Annotated in this window: 18 protein-coding genes and 2 pseudogenes; 3 read left to right on the top strand and 17 right to left on the bottom strand. The window is 40.8% G+C overall.

Annotated features, from left to right (window positions below):
- Positions 1 to 283: 283 nt before the first annotated feature.
- From BLS16_RS22185 to BLS16_RS22125, 13 genes and pseudogenes are all read right to left on the bottom strand, one after another.
- Positions 284 to 1,078 (bottom strand): ZIP family metal transporter, encoded by a 795-nt coding sequence (locus BLS16_RS22185; RefSeq protein ID WP_092335779.1) that lies wholly within the window; start codon positions 1,076 to 1,078, stop codon positions 284 to 286.
- Positions 1,079 to 1,291: 213 nt separating this feature from the next.
- A pseudogene (locus BLS16_RS22180) lies at positions 1,292 to 1,423 on the bottom strand (beta-eliminating lyase-related protein); the annotation flags it as partial.
- Between the two features lie 266 nt (positions 1,424 to 1,689).
- Positions 1,690 to 4,551 (bottom strand): FAD-binding and (Fe-S)-binding domain-containing protein, encoded by a 2,862-nt coding sequence (locus tag BLS16_RS22175; RefSeq protein WP_092335778.1) that lies wholly within the window; start codon positions 4,549 to 4,551, stop codon positions 1,690 to 1,692.
- A gap of 36 nt (positions 4,552 to 4,587) precedes the next feature.
- Positions 4,588 to 4,749, bottom strand: a complete 162-nt coding sequence (gene rd, locus BLS16_RS22170; protein WP_034596910.1) for a rubredoxin — start codon at positions 4,747 to 4,749, stop codon at positions 4,588 to 4,590.
- A gap of 253 nt (positions 4,750 to 5,002) precedes the next feature.
- Positions 5,003 to 5,938 carry a ribose ABC transporter substrate-binding protein RbsB gene (gene rbsB / locus BLS16_RS22165; protein ID WP_092335777.1) on the bottom strand — a complete coding sequence of 312 codons (936 nt, stop codon included), beginning with the start codon at positions 5,936 to 5,938 and terminating at the stop codon, positions 5,003 to 5,005.
- Positions 5,939 to 6,132: 194 nt separating this feature from the next.
- Positions 6,133 to 7,071 (bottom strand): ABC transporter permease subunit, encoded by a 939-nt coding sequence (locus BLS16_RS22160; RefSeq protein WP_092335776.1) that lies wholly within the window; start codon positions 7,069 to 7,071, stop codon positions 6,133 to 6,135.
- Positions 7,064 to 8,560 carry a sugar ABC transporter ATP-binding protein gene (locus tag BLS16_RS22155; protein WP_092335775.1) on the bottom strand — a complete coding sequence of 499 codons (1,497 nt, stop codon included), beginning with the start codon at positions 8,558 to 8,560 and terminating at the stop codon, positions 7,064 to 7,066. Before BLS16_RS22155 ends, BLS16_RS22160 begins: the two co-directional genes overlap by 8 nt.
- A 25-nt stretch (positions 8,561 to 8,585) precedes the next feature.
- Entirely contained in the window at positions 8,586 to 8,981 is a 396-nt protein-coding gene (gene rbsD / locus BLS16_RS22150; RefSeq protein WP_092335774.1) for a D-ribose pyranase, read from the bottom strand.
- Positions 8,956 to 9,906, bottom strand: a complete 951-nt coding sequence (gene rbsK, locus BLS16_RS22145; RefSeq protein WP_092335773.1) for a ribokinase — start codon at positions 9,904 to 9,906, stop codon at positions 8,956 to 8,958. The genes rbsD and rbsK overlap by 26 nt, the downstream gene beginning before the upstream one ends.
- Positions 9,907 to 10,908, bottom strand: coding sequence for a LacI family DNA-binding transcriptional regulator (locus BLS16_RS22140; RefSeq protein ID WP_092335772.1), 1,002 nt, complete (start codon positions 10,906 to 10,908; stop codon positions 9,907 to 9,909).
- Between the two features lie 453 nt (positions 10,909 to 11,361).
- Positions 11,362 to 11,937: a Uma2 family endonuclease gene (locus BLS16_RS22135; RefSeq protein ID WP_092335780.1), complete on the bottom strand. Its 576-nt coding sequence runs from the start codon at positions 11,935 to 11,937 to the stop codon at positions 11,362 to 11,364.
- 224 nt (positions 11,938 to 12,161) lie between these two features.
- Positions 12,162 to 12,422, bottom strand: coding sequence for a hypothetical protein (locus BLS16_RS22130; protein ID WP_176786267.1), 261 nt, complete (start codon positions 12,420 to 12,422; stop codon positions 12,162 to 12,164).
- Positions 12,423 to 12,478: 56 nt separating this feature from the next.
- Positions 12,479 to 12,651: pseudogene (locus tag BLS16_RS22125) on the bottom strand (staygreen family protein); the annotation flags it as partial.
- Positions 12,652 to 13,699: 1,048 nt separating this feature from the next.
- On the opposite strand from BLS16_RS22125, the gene BLS16_RS22120 reads away from it, so the two are divergent.
- Positions 13,700 to 14,776, top strand: a complete 1,077-nt coding sequence (locus BLS16_RS22120; protein WP_092335771.1) for a GGDEF domain-containing protein — start codon at positions 13,700 to 13,702, stop codon at positions 14,774 to 14,776.
- An 813-nt stretch (positions 14,777 to 15,589) separates the two neighbouring features.
- Here the strand turns inward: BLS16_RS22120 and BLS16_RS22110 are convergent.
- Positions 15,590 to 16,039 (bottom strand): hypothetical protein, encoded by a 450-nt coding sequence (locus tag BLS16_RS22110; RefSeq protein WP_092335769.1) that lies wholly within the window; start codon positions 16,037 to 16,039, stop codon positions 15,590 to 15,592.
- A gap of 89 nt (positions 16,040 to 16,128) precedes the next feature.
- Here BLS16_RS22110 and BLS16_RS22105 point away from each other — a divergent pair, with 89 nt between their 5' ends.
- Positions 16,129 to 16,653 carry a MerR family transcriptional regulator gene (locus tag BLS16_RS22105; RefSeq protein ID WP_092335768.1) on the top strand — a complete coding sequence of 175 codons (525 nt, stop codon included), beginning with the start codon at positions 16,129 to 16,131 and terminating at the stop codon, positions 16,651 to 16,653.
- Positions 16,654 to 16,851: 198 nt separating this feature from the next.
- Here the strand turns inward: BLS16_RS22105 and BLS16_RS22100 are convergent, their stop codons facing one another.
- The 3 genes from BLS16_RS22100 to BLS16_RS22090 form a co-directional block, all read right to left on the bottom strand.
- Complete coding sequence (locus BLS16_RS22100; protein ID WP_092335767.1) at positions 16,852 to 18,159, bottom strand: DUF4179 domain-containing protein; 1,308 nt, start codon at positions 18,157 to 18,159, stop codon at positions 16,852 to 16,854.
- A complete protein-coding gene (locus BLS16_RS22095; protein WP_092335766.1) occupies positions 18,156 to 18,680 on the bottom strand; it encodes an RNA polymerase sigma factor in 525 nt (174 codons plus the stop codon). The genes BLS16_RS22100 and BLS16_RS22095 overlap by 4 nt, the downstream gene beginning before the upstream one ends.
- 577 nt (positions 18,681 to 19,257) lie before the next feature.
- On the bottom strand, positions 19,258 to 19,569 hold the full coding sequence (locus tag BLS16_RS22090) for an IS1096 element passenger TnpR family protein (protein ID WP_282433786.1): 312 nt from the start codon (positions 19,567 to 19,569) through the stop codon (positions 19,258 to 19,260).
- A gap of 373 nt (positions 19,570 to 19,942) precedes the next feature.
- On the opposite strand from BLS16_RS22090, the gene BLS16_RS22085 reads away from it, so the two are divergent.
- The gene (locus BLS16_RS22085) at positions 19,943 to 20,542 is read left to right on the top strand and encodes a DUF1638 domain-containing protein (RefSeq protein WP_092335764.1); all 600 of its coding nucleotides are present in this window, start codon (positions 19,943 to 19,945) and stop codon (positions 20,540 to 20,542) included.
- Positions 20,543 to 20,674: the final 132 nt, after the last annotated feature.

Raw genomic sequence — 20,674 nt, 5'->3', positions numbered from 1 at the left:
GGATTTTTCAGTGGCTTAGTTTGCAATACCCATTGTTCGGAATCGAAAAACAAAAGAAATTATCAATTAACCCCTTGACTTTTATTAGCTGGTCTGTGGATCGAAGCCGCCCCGTCTTTCGGGTCCTCTTTTAGAATGATTTGTGGGTTTTTTCAGGGTAAAATGACAGGTTAAAATGATTATGTCCAATTTCATCCAATATCCACTGCTCCAGTGCAATAAAACTAGGCGTCCCTGTCTTTTGACAGGGACGCCCTTATGACACTCCGACTACTGCCAGGTCTTATCCTAAGGCCACATCCAAAATCATCATAATCAAGAAGCCAAATAAGACTCCAAATGTGCCGATATTGGAATGCTCCCCGAGATGAGCCTCCGGAATCAATTCCTCAACCACCACATACATCATTGCTCCGGCGGCAAAAGCAAGCAGCCAGGGCATATAGGGAGAGATTAGGGCGGCAATCAATACTGTCAAAATGCCGAAGATCGGTTCAACGATTCCTGACATACTGCCAAAGAAAAACGCTTTTCCCAGACCCATGCCCTCTTGGCTCAAGGGTAGGGAAATTGCAGCACCCTCAGGGAAGTTCTGGATGCCGATCCCAATGGCCAGGGCCATGGCTGAGGCGTAGGCCGCAGAGTCACCACCGTGTTGGGCAGCCAATGCAAAGGATAAGCCTACGGCCATCCCTTCGGGGATATTGTGCAAAGTAACCGCCAGGACGAGCAAAGAAGTACGTTTCATGGAAGAGGACATACCTTCCGTTTGGTTAATGCCCGGATGGAGATGGGGAATCAGTCTATCCAGGACATATAAGAAAACAATACCCAAAACAAATCCACCTGCTGCAGGGATCCAGCCGATCTGCCCCTGGGCTTCAGCTTCCTCAATGGCAGGTATCAGCAGACTCCACACCGAAGCCGCAATCATAACCCCGGCGGCAAAGCCAAGAAATACCTTTTGAACCTGACCACTCATGGTTTTGTGAAACAGAAAGACCATAGCCGCGCCCAACGTGGTCATCAGGAAAGTAAATCCTGTCCCTCCGGCGGCCCATAATAAAGCTTCTGTCATAGTTTCACCTCACTTCAGGCTGTGAACTCGTTCAAACTTCGCAAGCTTTACATAAGAATTATTGAGTTCTCCAACAATTCAGGGTTCCCATTATTCCTAAAACAAGCTCAATTGTTTACTTAATTCACTTGCTATCATGTCGGCATCTCCTGATTAACAATAATATCTTTGATAGTTGCACAACTTTGTCTATGTCCTCTATAGACACGCCATAATTAGTGACAAAGCGGTACTCACCATCCTCCTGGCACCATAGACATCATCCCCTACCTCTGCCAGGGCCATTGCTTGACGCATCTCCTTTGTTGGCTGGGTCACCGTATCGCTTCTAAGGTCAATCCACATTGTCTTTATCTCCTTTTGAACCATCACTTTAGTAAATCTCTGAAGACATTATACTACAAATGCTGCCTGAGATTAAAAACCTGGATTGCTTGGGGAAGCAAAGCGCTAGGCCTCCAACTTGAAATAAACGACCCCATAGATTTATTCAGCTGATCAATCTATGGGGTCTACGTTTATGGATACTTATGTTGATCAATTCCCAGACTGCCACTTCTATATGGGTGTTCCGATTTCCCTGTTAGCCGCCACCAAATTATAATTTTTAATTATAATTTTGCAGTGGTACACTTATCTACCAAGTAAACAATGGATTGATAGCTAAGGCCGCTATGCAGTGATAAGCCAATCTCACAGGTACGACTGTTGGAATATCCTGAATGGCAGCTCTCCGGCAGAGCATCTTTTAGCGAGGCTAAGGCCGAGGTATTTAATTCCGGAACAGTGAATCCACGGTCCCCTGCAAAACCACAACAGTGAACATCATTGGGCATAATGACATTTTCTGCGCAGGCTTGGGCTACATTGTAAAACTTGTCTTTTAAGTTCATTTTTACGGAGCTGCAAGTTACATGAATTGCAACTGTTTCCGGCAATTGTTGAAAGGTGAGGTGTTGCAGCAGAAAGTCGTGAATGAATTCTACCGGTTCATAAAGCTTTACGGAGTGCATAACCCGCTTCATTCTATATAGACAGGGACTGGTGTCACAAAGGACGGGATATTTGCCGCCTTCACTGACCGTAAACAAAACTTGCTCCAGCTCAGCACTCTTTTTATCCGCGGTTTCGAAAAAGCCCTTACTTTCCCAAGGCATACCGCAACAGAGGCCGTCAATTTTGGACGGTATGATTACTTCATACCCGGCTTTCTTTAACACAGACAGGGTCGCTTCACTTAAACTCCTTTGATCCAAATCGTTTTTCGCTGCCCCCATAGAGCGGCTGATACAGCTGGGAAAATAAACAACTTTCAAAGAAGATGTTGTCTTAGTGGCCCTCGAAGGTGCCGGAACTTTCCCCCCTTTGGGCATCCAGGGATTCCACAGAGGGATAGTATCTCCGGAGATTTTCCGGGCTCCCAAGGCTAAGTTCTTCATCACTTTGGTGCCCAGAAGACCATGCACTCCATTCACTGCCCCCAAGCCCAAACGCATAACCCCGGTAACTCCGCCCATATGATTTGCCAAGCTGTCCGCAAACCAGCGTTTGGCAGGAGTAACGGATTGAGAACGCAGGAATTTTACGTAATCTCCTGTGTTTATCCCTAAAGGACAGGTGGTTGCACATAGTCCATCCACGGCACAGGTAACATTCCCCGGATATTGAAAATCTTTTTCCAGACGGGACAGCCGCTCCGGATCATCCCCGGTTCGTTTCAATTCTTGAATTTCCCGCTGAATGACAATCCTTTGCCGGGGGGTTAAGGTTAGATTTTTCGAGGTACAAATATTTTGACAGAAACCACAGTTGGTACAGGTGTCGACTATTGTATGAGCCTGAGGCATGTTCTTTAAGTTTTCTAAGTAGGCTTGGGGATTGTCATTAATGATCACTCCCGGATTAAGTAAACTTTCCGGATCAAAGATTGCCTTGAGGCGTTTCATTAAGACATAGGCCTTTTTACCCCATTCAAATTCTACAAAAGGTGCCATGTTGCGGCCTGTTCCATGCTCAGCTTTCAGAGAGCCGCCAAAACGTGCTACAACCAGCTCGCTTACATCCTGCATTAAACCCTCATAGCGGGGCAAATCCTCGGCTCGGCCAAAATCTTGGGTAAAAACAAAATGAAGATTGCCATCTAAAGCATGGCCGTAGATAATTCCATCCCCATAGGAGTATTTGTCCATAATCTCTCTGAGGGCTAAAGTTGCTTCAGCCAAATTTTCTTTAGGAAAGGCCACATCTTCGATGATAACCCCCGTTCCCAAAGCTCTGATCGCTCCAACTGCCGGGAAAATCCCTTTGCGAATATTCCAGAGGTTCTCGTACTCCGATTTTACCGCAGTAAAACTCAGGGGCAGCACCGTGGGTATTTCCCGGAGGAGTTCTTCAACTTGGGCAATTTTTTCCTGGAGAGTTTCGGCATCCACTCCGCGAACTTCTACCAGCAGGGCTGTGGCTGTTGCCGAAAGGGTCTTCAAGTAAGGGGGCATTCCGGGCTTCTCTTCCATGGTTTGTAAGGAAATTCTGTCCATCAATTCAGCAGCCGCTACAGTTTCTCGATCTAATTTTTGCACTGCCAAGCAGGCTTGTTCCATATCCGGATAGATGATCAAGGCTGAAGCCTTATGGCTATGTTCAATCACTGTATGATAAGTGATTTCAGAGATAAAGCCCAAGGTTCCCTCGGAACCGATCATCAGGTGTTTGATTATCTCCAGGGGGTCTTCAAAATCCACAAAAGCGTTGAGGCTATAGCCTGTGGTATTCTTAATTTTATATTTGCGCCGGATTGATTCTGTCAGCTGAGGGTCAGAGATGATTTCAGCCCGGATCTTCAGGATTTCTTGGATAAGCTCTCCGTGAGAAGCGGCAAAATCAGAACATGAGGAGGAATCCCCGGTATCCAACAAGGTCCCGTCACCTAAAATGATTTTCATGTCGGCAACGGTTTGATAGCTGTTGTCGGCGGTGCCACAACACATTCCGCTGGCATTATTGGCTGCTATTCCCCCGATCATGGCGTGATCAATGGAGGCTGGATCCGGTCCGATCTTACGGGCATAGTCTTTTAAAAAGCGATTGGCCTCGGCACCGATAATTCCCGGTTCCAGGACGATCTTTTCTCCCCGCTCCAGGATAGAGTGGCCTCTCCAAGCCCCTTGCAAGACTACCAGAACCGAGTCGGTGACGGCCTGACCGGAAAGGCTGGTTCCGGCTGTTCGAAAAGTTAGAGGGACTTTAAATTGGCGGGAGATCTTGATAATCTTGGTAATCTCTTCGGGAGAGCGAACTTTAAGCACAATTTTAGGGATCAAACGATAAAAACTGGCATCAATACCATATGCCAAAGTATGTAACGGATCACAAAATCGCCGATTAGCCGGGATAAAGCGGGCTGCTTCTTCCCAGAAATCTTGATAGGATTTCGGTAATTTTTCCAGGTCTTTCTGAAGTTCTTGGCTCATCATTCTCTCCCCTTCCTCCGGAAAATAGGTTAGCGCCCCTTAATCAACAGGTTCAAAGTCTTCTTTCCCCACACCGCAGGTTGGACAAACCCAGTCTTCCGGAATATCTTCAAAAGAAGTGCCTGGTGCTATTCCAGAGTCCGGATCACCCAGAACAGGATCATAGACATAACCACAAATTGAACATTGATATTTTTTCATTATTTTTTCCTCCCAGTCTTTTTAAAGAATACTATTTTAGATTTATTTTATAATTAATATAATTATAAATCAATAGTTTTTTCTTCTTTTAACCAATTATTTTAGACATAATTTTTTAATCCATCAAACCTCCGCAGCGGCGTGGATTGAATTTGTACACTCATTGATTCCTTTATTTGCAATTAAATCAGAAATGCAAGAAAAGAGGCAGAAGCACATTGCTCCAACCTCTTTTCTTGTTCTTGTTTCTTTTTTACTTCGTAACTAGCTCTAATTCAACGGGGATATTCTCGTCAACTTTCTCCCCTTTAGCTACTTTAAGGGCGGTCTCTAAGGATGTTTTCCCAATCAACTCAGGTTTCTGAGCGACTGTGGCCGCCATTTTCCCTTCTTTAACGGCTTTCACAGCGTCATCTGTAGCGTCGAAACCTACTATCATAATATCAGTCTTGCCCGCTGCTTGAATAGCACTCAGCGCTCCTAATGCCATTTCATCGTTATGTGCGAACACAGCTTGAATATCTTTATTCCCTTGCAGAATATTTTCCATAACTTTTAATCCCTTAGCGCGATCGAAATCCGCCGGTTGAGAAGCTGCGACTTTCACGCCTTCTTTGCCATCTACAACATTATGGAAGCCTTGACCTCGATCACGTGCTGCAGATGTTCCGGCAATCCCTTGTAACTCCACAAGGTTTCCTTTGTTGCTCAAGGTTTTCAGGATATAGTCAGCAGCCATGCTGCCACCTTTTACGTTATCAGAAGCAATATGAGAAACTACTTTACCTCCATTGGAAGCCCGATCCACTGTGATAACAGGAATATTGGCTTTGTTTGCAGATTCCACGGCTGAGACGACAGCCGCACTGTCAGTTGGGTTAATCAGAATTACACTGACCTTTTTCTGAATTAAGTCTTCAATATCACTAATTTGCTTAGCGGTATTATCGCGAGCATCTACTACTGTCAGATCCACACCAGCTTCTGTTGCTGCTTTTTCGGCACCTTCCTTAAGGGTAACGAAGAAGGGGTTGTTTAACGTTGAAATCGAAAAACCAATTGTCACTTTATCCCCTGTTTTAGGCGCTTCTTTATTCTCTAAATTGGATTGGGTCGTTCCACAACCAATCAGACTAATAGACATGAGAACTACAAGGATTATCATCCAGATACTATTTCTTCTTTTCATTTTTCTTCTTCCTTTCTTTATGAGTGGTCTAGCCACAGTGTGTCCAAAATGAGTGATATGAATATCACAATTAGCAGTTTCTAAGCCTCGGCATCCTCCCCCTCTAAGAGACCCCTATATCAACAACTGAAGAAACCGTCGCTCCATTCAGTCGAAGACCCGCAATTTGACCCTGCTTTACCAGCATGAGTTCACTATTTTCCTTTCGATCGATCCAGCAAGACCGCTAGTAGAATGACCCCACCTTTGACAACTTGTTGGTAAAAGGATGAGACATTTAAAAGATTTAAGCCATTATCAAGAATTCCAATAATCATGGCCCCAATTAAAGTACCTACAATCCACCCTTTTCCCCCCGAAAGACTGGTTCCTCCTAGTACGACGGCTGCAATGGCATCAAGCTCATAAGATGTCCCTGCCGTTGGTTGAGCGGAGTTTAAGCGCGAAGTCAGGATGATTCCGCTCAATGAAGCCATCAAACCGCTAATACTATAAACAAGGATTTTGACTCGATTGGTATTGATACCCGATAGACGAGTTGCTTCTTCGTTTCCTCCTAAGGCGTACACGTGACGGCCAAAAGATGTGAATTTCAAAATGACATACAGTACCCCAAAGGCGACCAACATCCAAATTACGGGCATCGGGATCTCGAAGAGATACCCCCGTCCAATTATGCCAAATGCGTCCGGTAGTCCGGTAATCGGTTTTGCTTCTGTATATACTAAAGTAAAGCCACGAAAAATCGTCATAGTCGCCAGAGTAGCGATAAATGGTGCAACTTTCCCTCGAGCAATGATTACCCCATTTACAGTTCCCATCAACGTACCAGACAAGACACCTATCCCAATGGCGAGCCAAGAATTTGTACCTGAAGCCATCATCCCCGCCGCAAAAGCACTTGAAAGTGCAATGATAGAACCTACGGAGAGATCAATCCCTCCCGTCAAAATGACAAACGTCATCCCATAAGCAATCAAAGCATTAATCGAAACTTGACGAAGCACGTTAAAAATATTGCCTACGGTCAGAAAATCTGAACTGATCATCGATAAGATGAAGACGATGAGAATCAAACCCACAAGGGGTCCCATGCGCTGCAGGATCCCACTTTTCCCTCGGACTTTACCCATGACTTTTCCCTCCTGTTGCAGCAACCATAATAGTTTCCTGAGTAGCATTTTCGCGTGAGAATTCCCCAGTTATTCGTCCTTCATGCATGACCAGAATTCGGTCGCTCATTCCGAGAACCTCTGGAAGTTCTGATGAAATCATGACGATTGAAACTCCGCTTTGAACGAGCTGATTCATTAAGTCATAGATTTCCCGTTTCGCCCCGATATCCACACCCCTTGTGGGTTCATCGAGTATTAAAACGTTAGGCTGAGTGGCTAACCATTTACCGATCACAACTTTCTGCTGATTTCCTCCACTTAATGAACTTACCTCTTGTCCAGAATGGTGGACTTTAACTTTCAGTTTCTGAATACTATCCTCCACAAAATCCTGTTCCAAGCGATGACTGATGAAACCTAAGCGTGACAGGGTACGTAAATTGGGCAAGGCTAGATTTTCTCGAACTGAGAGATCAGTGACTAGACCTTCTCCTTTTCGATCCTCCGTAATCAAAGCCAACCCAGCCTTAATCGCTTCAGCAGGGCCTTTAATCGTCACTGGTTTGCCATTCACAAAGATCTTTCCTTGATACTTGCCTACCCCAAACAATGCTTTTGCTAATTCTGACCGACCAGATCCCATTAAGCCTGCAATTCCCAGGATTTCTCCAGCCCGCACACTGAAGTTGATATCATAGAGCTTACCGTCTTGAGCTAGTCTTTCTACACGGAGACGCTCTTCCCCAATTTTAGTTTCTACCTTAGGGAAACGTTCTTTGATCTCCCGACCAACCATCATTTGCACTAATTCATCCATTGTTGTAACATTCGTATCCCGTGTGCCAATATAACGACCGTCACGCAATACAGTAATCCGATCACTGATTTGGAAGATTTCCTCCATACGATGGGAAATATAGATCATTCCTACCCCTTGAGTTTTCAAGGTCGTAATGAGCTGGAAAAGTTTTTCAATTTCTCGTTTGGTCAAAGCCGCCGTAGGCTCGTCGAGAACCAGAATTTTAGCGTGCATAGAAAGTGCTTTAGCTATTTCCACCATTTGCTGTTGCCCAACCGATAGCTCCCCCACTAGGCTATCCGGGTTCAAATTCATTCCAAGTTGTTGCAAATAACTCTTCGCTTCGGCAGCCATTTTGGACCAATTAATAAAGCCTGTCCGCCCCCATTTGAACTCACGCCCTAAAAACATATTTTCTGAGATGGTAAGGTCGGGAATCATATTAAGTTCCTGATGGATGATCGCCACCCCTAAAGCTTGTGCGGTTTTAGGGGAAGAAGCCGCAGACTCGGTTCCTTGAATCTGAATAGAGCCAGCATCCTTACTATAAATTCCAGAAAGGATTTTCATTAGGGTCGATTTTCCAGCCCCATTCTCTCCCATCAAGGCATGGACTTCCCCTTGGCGGAGCGAAAACTGAACATTTTCTAACACCTTGACTCCACTGAAGCTCTTGTGAATACCCTCCATCGACAAGAGATCCGTCATACCTGAATCCCTCCTTTGAAATTTTTTAGAAGATAACGCCAGCCTCAAGCACTACATTGGCATAGGGAGTAAACTCACCCGTACGAATTACTGCCTTGGCTTGCTGAGTTAAGGATTTTAACTCTTCATGCGTGACTATCTTGATTTGGACACCGGGTAATACCTTGAGCAACTCTTCCTTTGTTGCAGCGCTTGCCACTCCCATTTCTTGCGCCACATATGCCTTTTCTACACACATTTCCAAAAGGACGCATTCAACCGTCTCAATGAAGGATGGGACTCCTTTTTTTAAAGCTAAGTCAATCCTTTTAACATGAGAAGGAATGGGTAAGCCTGCATCTGCTATGACAATTTTATCTGTATGCCCAAGCTCACCAATTACTCCGGATATTTCACTATTTAAGATGCCGATTTTCTTCATCAACAGCCCTCCTGAAATAAGCTTCTACCTCGGCCAGAGAAGGCATCCCACCCTGAGCCCCAAATTTTGTAACAGCCAAGGCCGAAACCTTAACTGCAAATTCTGCCGCTTCTCGAATAGATTTCTTTTGGGCTAGGGCAAAGGCTAAGCCAGCATTGAAGGCATCTCCCGCTCCAGTTGTATCTACTACAGGAACCATATAACCCGAAATATTTGCTAGAGTGCTGGTGCCTAGTTCCATGAAAGCGACCCCCTCAGCTCCCAGAGTCGTGACACAACACGAAACTCCAAGCTCCAATAAGCGCTGAATTCCTTGATCGATTGCAGACTCTTCGGCCATCTTAGCCAACAAGGCGAGTTCCGAACGATTGGGGGTTAAATAATCCACTTGGCTGAGTAGATCCTGAGAAAGGCTTTGGGCTGGGGCCGGATTGAGCATCACAGGCGTTCCGTGCTTTCGTGCCAGTTTGATGGCATACTCCACGGTCACCAGAGGAATTTCTAGCTGCAGAAGCACAAGATCTGCTTCAGAAATTATACCCTCATACCGGTCCAAATCCTCAGGTAAACACTGGGCATTCGCCCCTGGGACCACCACAATACTGTTATCCCCTTCAGCTAGAAGAATTGAGGCAACGCCTGTAGCTTCTGAATTGAGAACCTTAACCGTCGATGTATTTACTCCATCTGCTTGTAAAGCCTTCATAAGTTCCACCCCAAAAGCATCGGACCCAACCGCTCCAATCATGGTTGTCTCAGCACCTAAACGGGCTAAGCCTATCGCTTGGTTGGCACCTTTACCACCTGGAATGAAATGTATCTCTTCCCCCAACACTGTTTCCCCACGTTTTGGAGCACGAACAGCTTTAACGACTAAATCCATATTTAGGCTTCCAATGACAACAATTTTAGGTCGCTGATTCATTTAGAGCCCCTCCTTGTAGGTCGATTTTCTGGGAATTAAAATTGCCTCTAGTTCAATAAGCTTATTCTCACGGATTCCATTCTCGATCTCGTCCAGCAAGATCCGAGCAGCTAATCCTCCCATTTCATAAACCGGCTGGGCCACGGTCGTCAACTCCGGCTCAGTAATCTCTGTTAAGCTAATTCCGTCGAAACCGCAGACTTTGACCTGTTCCGGGACTCTAATCCCTCGTTCATGCAAGGCTTTGAGAGCCCCTACCGCCATCAGGTCGTTTCCGGCAAAAATCCCATCCAGATCAGGATGGCGGGCCAGGAGCTGTTCGATGGCTTTCCGTCCACTCTCCATATCAAAGTTTCCCTGAACCATTAGACTGGGTGAATACTCACTTAAACCTCCGGCAACTTCTTCATATCCTAGCATGCGCTCTCGAGCCGTAATAAACTCCTGTGGTCCGTAAATATGAGCAATTTTCTGACAGCCTTGCCCGATTAGATGCTGCACAGCAAGTTTGGCACCTTCTCGGTTATTTGAACGTATTACTGCACAGGATGCAGTATTTAGACCTCTATCCAATAAGACAATTGGAATTCCTTCTTTTCTTAATGCTTCGACGTCCTCTTCACGAATCGTATTAGAAGCGAAGATAAAGCCATCTACATATTTTTTCTTAAGTACCCTGATATATGAGCTTTCTTTTAAGCCTAGATCATCCGAGTTACCTAAAATAACCGTCAAGCCTTTTTTATGGGCCACATCTTCGACACCTCGAGCCAGTGCAGGAAAAAACGGATTTAATATATCCGGTAAGATTAAGGCGATAATCCCCATCTTCTTACCCGCTAGGCCCCTGGCTACAGCATTTGGCTCGTATTGCAGTTGCTCAATTGCTTTCAGCACTTGTCTCGCTGTCTCTGGGTTCACTGAGTCCGTTTTGTTAATTACTCGGGAGACTGTAGCCACAGACACCCCCGCTAGTCGAGCAACATCTCTAATCGTTGCCAATAGACAACACCCTCAATCTTTTCTTCTATTGTAATCGGTTACATTCCATGTTTCCCATAATATCTGTTTAACCTATCATCTATATTTTCTTAATAATCCTTTAGTGAAATACGGTTATTATACTAGGCTATTTAGCCTTATTGTCTTATTTATATCCCTGTAATATAAATAAATCATTTAATGTAAACGGTTACATTAAATTTCTACTATGATTTTAGCTTTTTCAGAATGCACTGTCAATACCTATTTCTGTTAATAGATTACCCCTAACGTGATCAATTTAAGTATTTAATGGTTGGAACATTTCTTGGTGCTTTTACTTACCTGCTCTAGATTGACTAGAATTGAACTATTTAACTTATCGCATCCAATGTAATATTTGATGCCATGCAAAAAGCCACACATCACGTGTGGCTTTAGAGAGAAATAAAATAATTTTGCTTTGAAATTTAATTATGAAGTAAAAACATCAATCAAATCTATTACTAAGTCCGGAAATATGGATACTGTTATTTTATCATCTTCTGTATATATCTCGGTTCTCCCATATCTTTGGTTAATTTGTAATACGAATACACTGACGAGTTTCTGATCAGGCTCGACAATCCAATATTCCTTAACACCAGCTTTTTCATATTTATTGAACTTTACCACTCTATCCATTTTTATCGATGAAGGAGAAATGATCTCAATGATCATATCTGGTGCTCCATTGCATCCTTTATCATCAATTTTTGCTTTATCACAGATGATGGATATATCGGGTTCAACGATGTTTTTTACTTCATACTCATTTTTTTCTGTACTTAATGGCAATCTTACACAAAAAGGAGCAGGAAAAACTTTGCATGGTTTATCTGTTAAATAATTAGCCATTTGTCTTACTAATTCCGTAAGTACTTCTTGGTGTACAGGCGTTGGGGATGCTTGCATAAATGGTACTCCGTCAATGATTTCCCATCTTTCATCTTCTGGATATGTCAAGTAGTCTCTAAACGTGTACTCTTTATTTTCTTGAGATATTGACATAATTAGCTCCCCTTTATTTTTTAATGCTTTTTTACGAGCATACCCGATAATACGCTCCCTTGATACTAGGAAAAATGGATTTGCGAAGTAAATGGTATTCCTAAACTGATTCCATTTATTATACTTGTCTTTTAATCTTATTCTGTAAACTATTATACCATTTTTTGGGTAAACGGTCACGATATTTAGGCTCGCAAGCAAAATTTCGGTTAATTCACACCCCTCTAATTTATCGGAATCTCAAGCACTTTGTCATAGCTTGTTGTATAAGTCATTCTTTGGACATCGAGTTTTAACTCATCCCCAGTACCTAAGAAACGCATGGTTCTAGTATGAATGATGGTGCCATCCTGCAACTTGTCATAATTGTCCATGATGGTTTGTTCCAGAGAAGCCTTCTGTCCGTCAATCAACAAATGTTTCTCACCATCATTTATTAACTTAAACTGTTGGTTTATATCATGGTCTGCTCCAAAGCTTACCATTTCTAGTTGTAGCTGCTTCTTCTCTGCCTTCTTTTTTACTTTACCTTATTGCCTCCCCTCGTCATGTTAATTTTATCGTAGGCAAATGTTAATCCTATCGTGAGAAATAATTCAGCAGTAATATCAGAATGAGTAAAGTGTATTTTCTACCCATAATCGGTACTGTTGGCGTCACTCCATTTCGAAATCCAACATGTAACTTGTCTGGATTAAATTTCACGTTAATCATTTCCTTGTTTATAGGTCCACTTATACTATTAAAACAGTGAGCAAAATATACCCTGTTACATGCAAAAGCGCCACTTATGTAGTACCTAGGATTGTAAATATTATTAATCTCAGCACTTGACAAGGAACTGAATTTAAGTATAATAATTTCATAATCAGTTAACCAAAGATTCAGTGCTAAATACTTGTTGGTAGCGTGCTAGGTAAGTTTCGATTCATCGAAGGCTCAGCAGTGCAATCAGTTAGGACGATGCTGAATTTCGAGGAATTGAACCACCTAAAAGGGTGGTCTCATTGTTTAGAAAGATAATTTTCCCGCAAAGTTCCTCTTTTGTTAAGTCTTTATGAATCAGGTTTGTTAGTCCAGTTTGTACGATTTAGGTTAGTTAGTCGAGTTTGTATGATTTAGGTTAGTTAATCGAGTTCGCATGAGTTAGGTTAAGTTAGTCGAGTTTGTATGATTTGGATTAGTTAGTCGAGTTCGCATGAGTTAGGTTAGTTAGTCGGTTTGTATGATTTTGGTTAGTAGGAACTTTGCGGGATTCAATTTTATATGTACAGGTCACCTGATGAGTGGCCTTTTCTTTTGTTCATTTTTATGTTGGGTGGAAACCAGCCCCCTGTGAAGTGAAGGCGGGCAAGGAGAAAAGTTTAGGGCAGGCTTTTTTACGGTTTATCAACAAGATCATTGCAATTAAAGATATGCGCAGATATTTAAAAGGGGTTTGAAAAGATTAAGGAAGCATGGACGCCTGAACAACTTGGGACCACATCGAAGAAGTTCAATACAAAATCAAAAACTTGCCAATACGTGATTTAACGAGAAGGGGTATTCAGCTATGCAAAAAAAGTTAAATTTGATGTGGATGTGTTTACAAAAATAGTAACAACTGATATTGAATGGAAATACCTTAGTTTTAAAATGATATCTTAGCTCTCCGAAATATACATACGTAAATAAATTCCACTTAAAAACAGATTCTCAGCGGAATTAATATGATTTGGAATGAACTCGTTTATAAGTGTTAAAAATAATGGAGTTGAAGATATTGTTAAAAGAATTCTTTCTAAATGCAACCACGGTTATTGCAATCATAAGTATAGGAAGCCAGATTCTCATTAATAAAGATATAACACCTTCTTCACCCTTGAAATTAAGATTATTCTTTAGTTTAATGACTGGGTTATTAGGAATAATCCTAATGTCAATCAGTGTTACGGTTGTGCCTGGTGTACTTTTAGATTTCCGATACCTAGCACTAATTCTAACTGCTACGTACTGCGGTTTCACATCTGTGATAATAACAGGGTTAATAATTGGGATTTTTCAATTATTTTTTTATATAGGTTTATCCTTTTCATCTATAATAGCGACAATAGTAATAACTATAATTACTATTGGTTGTGGGTATACATCTATATTTATAATGAGTAGATTAAAAAAATGGGTAATTATGAGTCTTTATACACTAATAGTTCCTAGTATTGCTCTGATTATTTCGATTGATAATCAATTGCTATTAATCAAAACAGTATTTGTTTACTGGATTGGTACATCCATTGTTTCAACACTTGTTTATTTTTATGTTGGGTTTATAAATTCAGCAAAATTCACATATAGGAAATATCAATACGATTCGTCAAGGGACCACCGTACTGGTCTTAATAATGTCAGACAGTTTGATAACGAGTTAAATAAGATTATTAAGGGATTGACCAGTAATAGTTTAGTCACTTTGCTATTTATTGATATTGATTTTTTTAAGAAGGTGAATGATACCTACGGGCATCAAAATGGTGACAAAGTACTTGAGGATCTAGGCAAAATCTTATTGAGTTCATGTAGTTATTCCGATATTGTATCTCGAAATGGAGGCGAAGAATTTTCGGTATTAATGACGGATTGCCCGAGAGATAAAATACTGGATGTTGCAGAGAGGATTAGGTTGGCAGTACAAGAACATAAGTTTTATTTGATTGATGGCGAAGCTATTAACATCACAATATCCATTGGCGTTGCAATCTATCCAGATACAGTTAATGATATTAACAAAATAGCAGAGAAGTCAGATTCAGCATTATACGAGGCTAAGCGAACAGGTAGAAATAGAGTAGTTGTAGCATAAATGTCAAAAAAAAATTCCAATATCCGTTTAATTAGTCCCTATTTTTTGGATTTTGTTCATAACATGAATCTGGCGATATAAATGAAATATTTCTCCCCGCTCATACCAAGGCTTCCGCTTAAGGCAAATATAGCACTATTATCGTCTAAACGTGCCCAGTCTGCCGGAACATATCCCTAAACAAATTTCCAATAAAATACTGCTGCCGCGCAATCCTGTACAATACCCAGCTATCTTCCCATACCACTCCACTAGCCGTTTAACCCCTTACTGACCGGTTACCACATTAACCTTCTCCCCATCATTGAGAAAAATCTGTCCTTCAGTGATGACCTCATCATCGGCTTTCAGGCCATCTATTCGGCGAAACATGCTTGAGCGTTGTCATATATTGTCGTGTCGCACTACCTGGAACCTGCGCGGAACGACAATATATGACAGCCTGTTAGACGTTCCGCCGAGTACAGGCGTTGGGGATGCTTGCATAAATGGTACTCCGTCAATGATTTCCCATCTTTCATCTTCTGGATATGTCAAGTAGTCTCTAAATGTGTACTCTTTATCATCTTGAGATGTTGACATAATTAGCTCCCCTTTATTTTTTAATGCTCTTTTAGGAGCATACCCGCTAATACGTTCCTTTGATACTAGGAAAAACGGATTTGCGAAGTAAATGGTATTCCTAAACTGATTCCATTTATTATACTTGTCTTTTAATCTTATTCTGTAAACTATTATACCATTTTATGGGTATACGGTCACGATATTTAGGCTCGTATGCGAAATTCATCCTTGAACTGGGAAAGCTTGGGTCTACGATTTCAAATACGCGGAGATTTCATCTTGCCACGATACAATCTGCTTAATAAACATTTCTTCAGTAAAATGGTTTTCAATAAAATTAGCACCACCTTCTGTAAGGGCGGTGTGTGTATACTTAACAGCGCATTCAGTAATATCGTTTAAGTGTAATGTTTTTATATTTATTACGGTCACAAAATATTCCGGAGTTGTTCTTACATATTCTACCTCCACACCCGGATTATAAATACTACATAGCCAAATGTCATCTGTCATATTGGCATTTTTCGTTGTAAAGACGCAGTTTTTTTCTGCTATTCCTGATTCTGAATAGAGCATATTGCATTCCCAGCCTGGAACCCAGTCTTTTTCAGCAATCGGGCAGAACAATTTGAAAATAGTCAGGTTATCTCCCCGGATATCAATTTTGTGGATGTACTCTTTTCTCAAAGAATTCTTCATATTGATTCTCCTTTCAACTTGTATACATTAAGTGTAAACTATAAAGTTATAGACAGGTCAACCTAATATTTGAAAGGAGTAATATCCCTATGTTCAAGATAAGTGAGCTATGTAAGAAATATAATTTATCTAGGAGTACGCTGCTCTATTATGATTCCATCGGACTTCTTAAATGTCGTATAAGGTCAGATGCAGATTATCGTCTTTATACAGATGATGATTTATCAAGACTTGAGAGAATATGTAATTTCAGAAGAGCAGGGATTTCATTGGAAGAAATCAAACAGTTACTGGATTATGAAGAATCAAGCTACAACACGATATTAATCCAAAGATTTAATCAAATTAACCAAGAAATACAGGACTTAAGGAACCAACAAAGCTGTATTGCCAGTATGCTTAAAAATAATGAACTTCTGAGGACCTCAGAGTTAATAAGTAAAGGTACTTGGAATAATCTGATGCTTTCAACCGGATTCGATGAAAAATCATCACGAAAGTGGCACATACAATTCGAACAGATCTCGCCATCCGAGCATTCAATATTTCTTGAAACTCTTGGCCTTTCAAAAAAGGAAATTGCAGAAATAAAACAATGGTCGAAGTTGGGGTAAGGGAACTCATTTTTGAGTTCCCTTAGAGTCATCTTTTAAGCATATTGAGTCCAATATATTTATAACTGTATCCAAATTATTTCTGATTACTTACTAAACTTTTTGTATTCATCAATATAAAAAATTAAACAACCACAATTTGGACATACCGCTGCTTTAGGTTTGGCAGAAATATTATTAAATAGTCCTTTACCTTTCTCAATTTATCGGAATCTCAAGCACTTTGTCATAGCTTGTTGTATAAGTCATTCTTTGGACATCGAGTTTTAACTCATCCCCAGCACCTAAGAAACGCATGGTTCTAGTATGAATGATGGTGCCATCCAGCAACTTCTCATAATCGTCCATGATGGTTTGTTCGAGAGAAACTCTCTGTCCGTCAATCCATAAATAAACTCGACTTAAGATAAGTCCTTCTTTACTGCTAAATGTAATTTGCGTCTCTCCTTGTACTTTTTCGATTTTATTGATCTCCACCTTTTGTCCTTGAATATTTAAGCTCTGTTTCTCACCATCATTTATTAACTTGAACTGTTGGTTGACATCATGGTCTGCTCCAAAGTTCACCATTTCTAGTTGTAGCTGCTCTAAATCTGTGGGTAATGGATCATAATCACAATGAAAAGTCATCCCTTTCATATCTGTACTCATGCCGCTCCCTTGTCTTTCAACCTCTTTTCCATTGGCAATGAGCTTTAGTGTAAGGTCAGTTGCTCGTAGTCTCTCTCCATTCAGCTGATCTTTAGCCAATTCAAAAATATTTTGAATAGAACCCTCGATGACAGTTTTTGTAGGGGATGCCAAAATTGAATGGATCTTTATTTTAGTTTTATCGACTTCAATCGTTTCATTGAGAGTCTTTTTCAAAGTATGTCCCATAGCAGTATTCCTATTTAAAGTAAAACTTATCTCGGCAGGATCTTCTCTTCCCTTGAGAATCCGAGAGAACTTTAATGTTAAGTTTTTTTCAAAAAGTTTGGGTGGCTCAAAACTGGCAAGATATTTAATTTCTGTATTTTCTTCATTAATGATCCCTTGGGAACTCTGATGATTGTATTCTCCCCAGAATGCCTTTAAGGACATAAAAGCCGTAATATCGTTTTTATCCACGTGCCCCGAGGGATCTTTTATGGTATAGAACAATAAAAGTTGATTCTCATCTAACATTACGTAATCCACGGTCAAAGAGACTTGATTGTCAAATGTAAAACTCTTACCTATAGGTTGTCCTTTGCCGAGTTCACTCAATTGCTTTAAGGATGCATTCATAACTTGATCGTACCCCAGGAGTTGTTTGCTATAGAAAGCAACCACATCATAGTTTAAAGATAATATTAAAATAAATACCATGGCCATGGCTGCTGTATAAACTCTGAATCTATTTCCGAATCTAAATTGATTATTCTTGTTTAAGGCGTTTCGAAGTCGCCCCTCTAACTCTTCGGGAACGTTCATTTCACTGACCTGTAACTTCTTCGCTTTAAGAATTTCTTCAATATTGTTCATTCTTCACTCACTCCCATGCTTTCTTTTAATTTTATAAGCCCGGTGTGAATTCTTGATTTGACTGTTCCTAGAGGGATTTTTAAGATTGCAGCTATAGCTTCATACTCCATATCAAGGTAATATCTTAGTTTTAGAATTTCCCGGAACTTGTAATTGATTTTCTCCATGTGTTTCTCAATATCCAGTTGTTCATCCTTCATCTGAAAGACATCTGCATATGCAACTTCGGGAATACTCCCGCTTAAAATTACTCTGTTCTTTCTTCTTAGGTTATTTTTGCAGCAATTAACTAAAATTGTCTTGCTCCAACTGTGAAAAGCAGCATTATCTTTCAGCCTCTTAATATTTTCATAGACTTTAAGAATCATATCTTCCATAGCATCTAAGGCCTCATCTGGGTTCTTCATATAGATATAGGCAAGGCGATAATAATCCTGTTTTTGCCGCATAATGAGTTCAATCAGTACCTCTTTATCCCCCTTTTTTGCTCGTTCTATCATCTGGATAAACTCATTCTCCAAAGCTTTTCCCCTCACTTCTATACCTATGAGTTCTATCTTACCTAATTAGTTCATTTTCTGGTAAACTATTTTCAAATATTCGCAGGTAGCATGTTACTGCAATTGCAAATCATTAAATCGAAAAGAGCACCCTTAATTGAGCGCTCTTCGGTCTAAACTGTCATGGATTTGGTGTCATCTTAAATTCTTTATCTCCTCTTCGGACATACCTGTAATGTCGGAGATTGGCTTGAAATCCATACCCTTCTTAAGAAGTCTTTTTGTTACTTTCTTTTTTTCCTCTTCTCTGCCTTCTAGCCTTGATCCAGTGCTGCTTATAAAATATCTCAACCCAAGTGTGAACTATTTTAGCAGGGGAAAGACGGTGCAAATATCCCGGAATGGCACCTTTCTGCAAGTCTTTATCAATATACATCTTTCACTGGCATAGATGGTATTCATGACAACCTTGTTTTCACCTTCTTACACAGCTTTTAGTTGTTGTAAATAGTTCGGTATAAAAAGTCAAATTCGCCGACGCTGACGAATTTGACCTGCCGCTGTCATCGCTGGAAGTAAAAATTTATCCCCATGTCCCTTAAAGGGCTGCATTACTGTTCCCCAATAGCATACGTAGACGGGCTTCGGATGGTGAAGCTTGGGTATAAAATAACCGCTCCTTCCCGGCAATCACTTTCGCTACCGCCACTTCTTCTGCGCTCTTCTTAAAAGTGACGGTAAATCTCCACTCCTCTCCGAAATCAAATAGATAAAGGAATTTTACCATATCGGCAAAGGGCCCCCTATCATTGACGGGGGACCAATAGATCTCTCCATTACGGGACCATGCTTTATTATCCATGAAAAAAGCATAGAGATGATCATCATTCAGTCCAAAGCCACGCTGAATGATTTGATCACAATTATAACATATGATCGCCCAGTTTCATTTCAGGGTCCGTTTAACAGAGTTGAACCAGATAGTAATAGGTCAGGGATATATACTGTAGAGTCAAATCCAGTGGAAATACTTTAGTAATATAGAATGAATATTCGGTGCCCTCCCCCATTACCCAATATCTCTAATTCCCATCTATAAAAGAGACATACTCTCGTTTGTTTTCACTTTTATGCTCTTTGCCAAGACTATTCAACTATTTTGATTTTTGTTAATTATTTAACATTCTTTTTTTTTACCCCATGTTAAAATTACATAAGACGAGTTAACTTGTTGGATCTAGTGACTAGAGGAAAACGCAGCTCAGAGAAGAGGTGATATTAATATGGAGGTGCGTATAGTTGCCTGCGGCATATTCCAACTGGAGCTTGAGCGAGTTCTAGAGGAAATAAGAACTGAATGTGAATCTGATGCTGAGTTTAAAGTTATCTACACAGCACCGGCTCTGCATGTAGACTATGAAAAACTGAAAGATGCCATCACCGAGGCTTTAAATAATAATGCGACGGAAGAAAAAGCAGTCCTCTTTTTCGGCTCTATGTGCCATCCTGAGATGAACGAGTTCATAGAAGAATACAATGTTATCAAGTTGGAACCTAGGAATTGTATTGAATTGATTTTAGGTAAGGAGAGACAGAATGAGCTAGAAAAATCGGATAAGATATTTTACATTACTCAAGGTTGGTTGCAGAACTGGCGGGAAATTTTCAGTCAGGGACAAGGCTGGGACGAAATTGATGCCAGGCAGAATTTTGGTTTCTACGATAAAATCTTGCTCCTAGACACTGGTGTATCCGAGTTCAATGATGAGGATATCTTGGATTTTTTCGAATATACACAGGTACCAATCGAAATTGAAAATGTAGATTTGGCAGTTTTTAAAAAGAGTGTGGTTGAAACGTTAGAGAAAGCATTAGTCAAGTAAATTCTTACTAACATCGGTTAAATACGCAAAAAAAGTTTAAGACCAGCTAATAAAAGTCAAGGGGTTAATTGATAATTTCTTTTGTTTTTCGATTCCGAACAATGGGTATTGCAAACTAAGCCACTGAAAAAT

The organism is Desulfosporosinus hippei DSM 8344 (assembly GCF_900100785.1).
GTDB lineage: Bacteria > Bacillota > Desulfitobacteriia > Desulfitobacteriales > Desulfitobacteriaceae > Desulfosporosinus > Desulfosporosinus hippei.
This window is presented reverse-complemented; position numbering and strand designations above follow the sequence as displayed.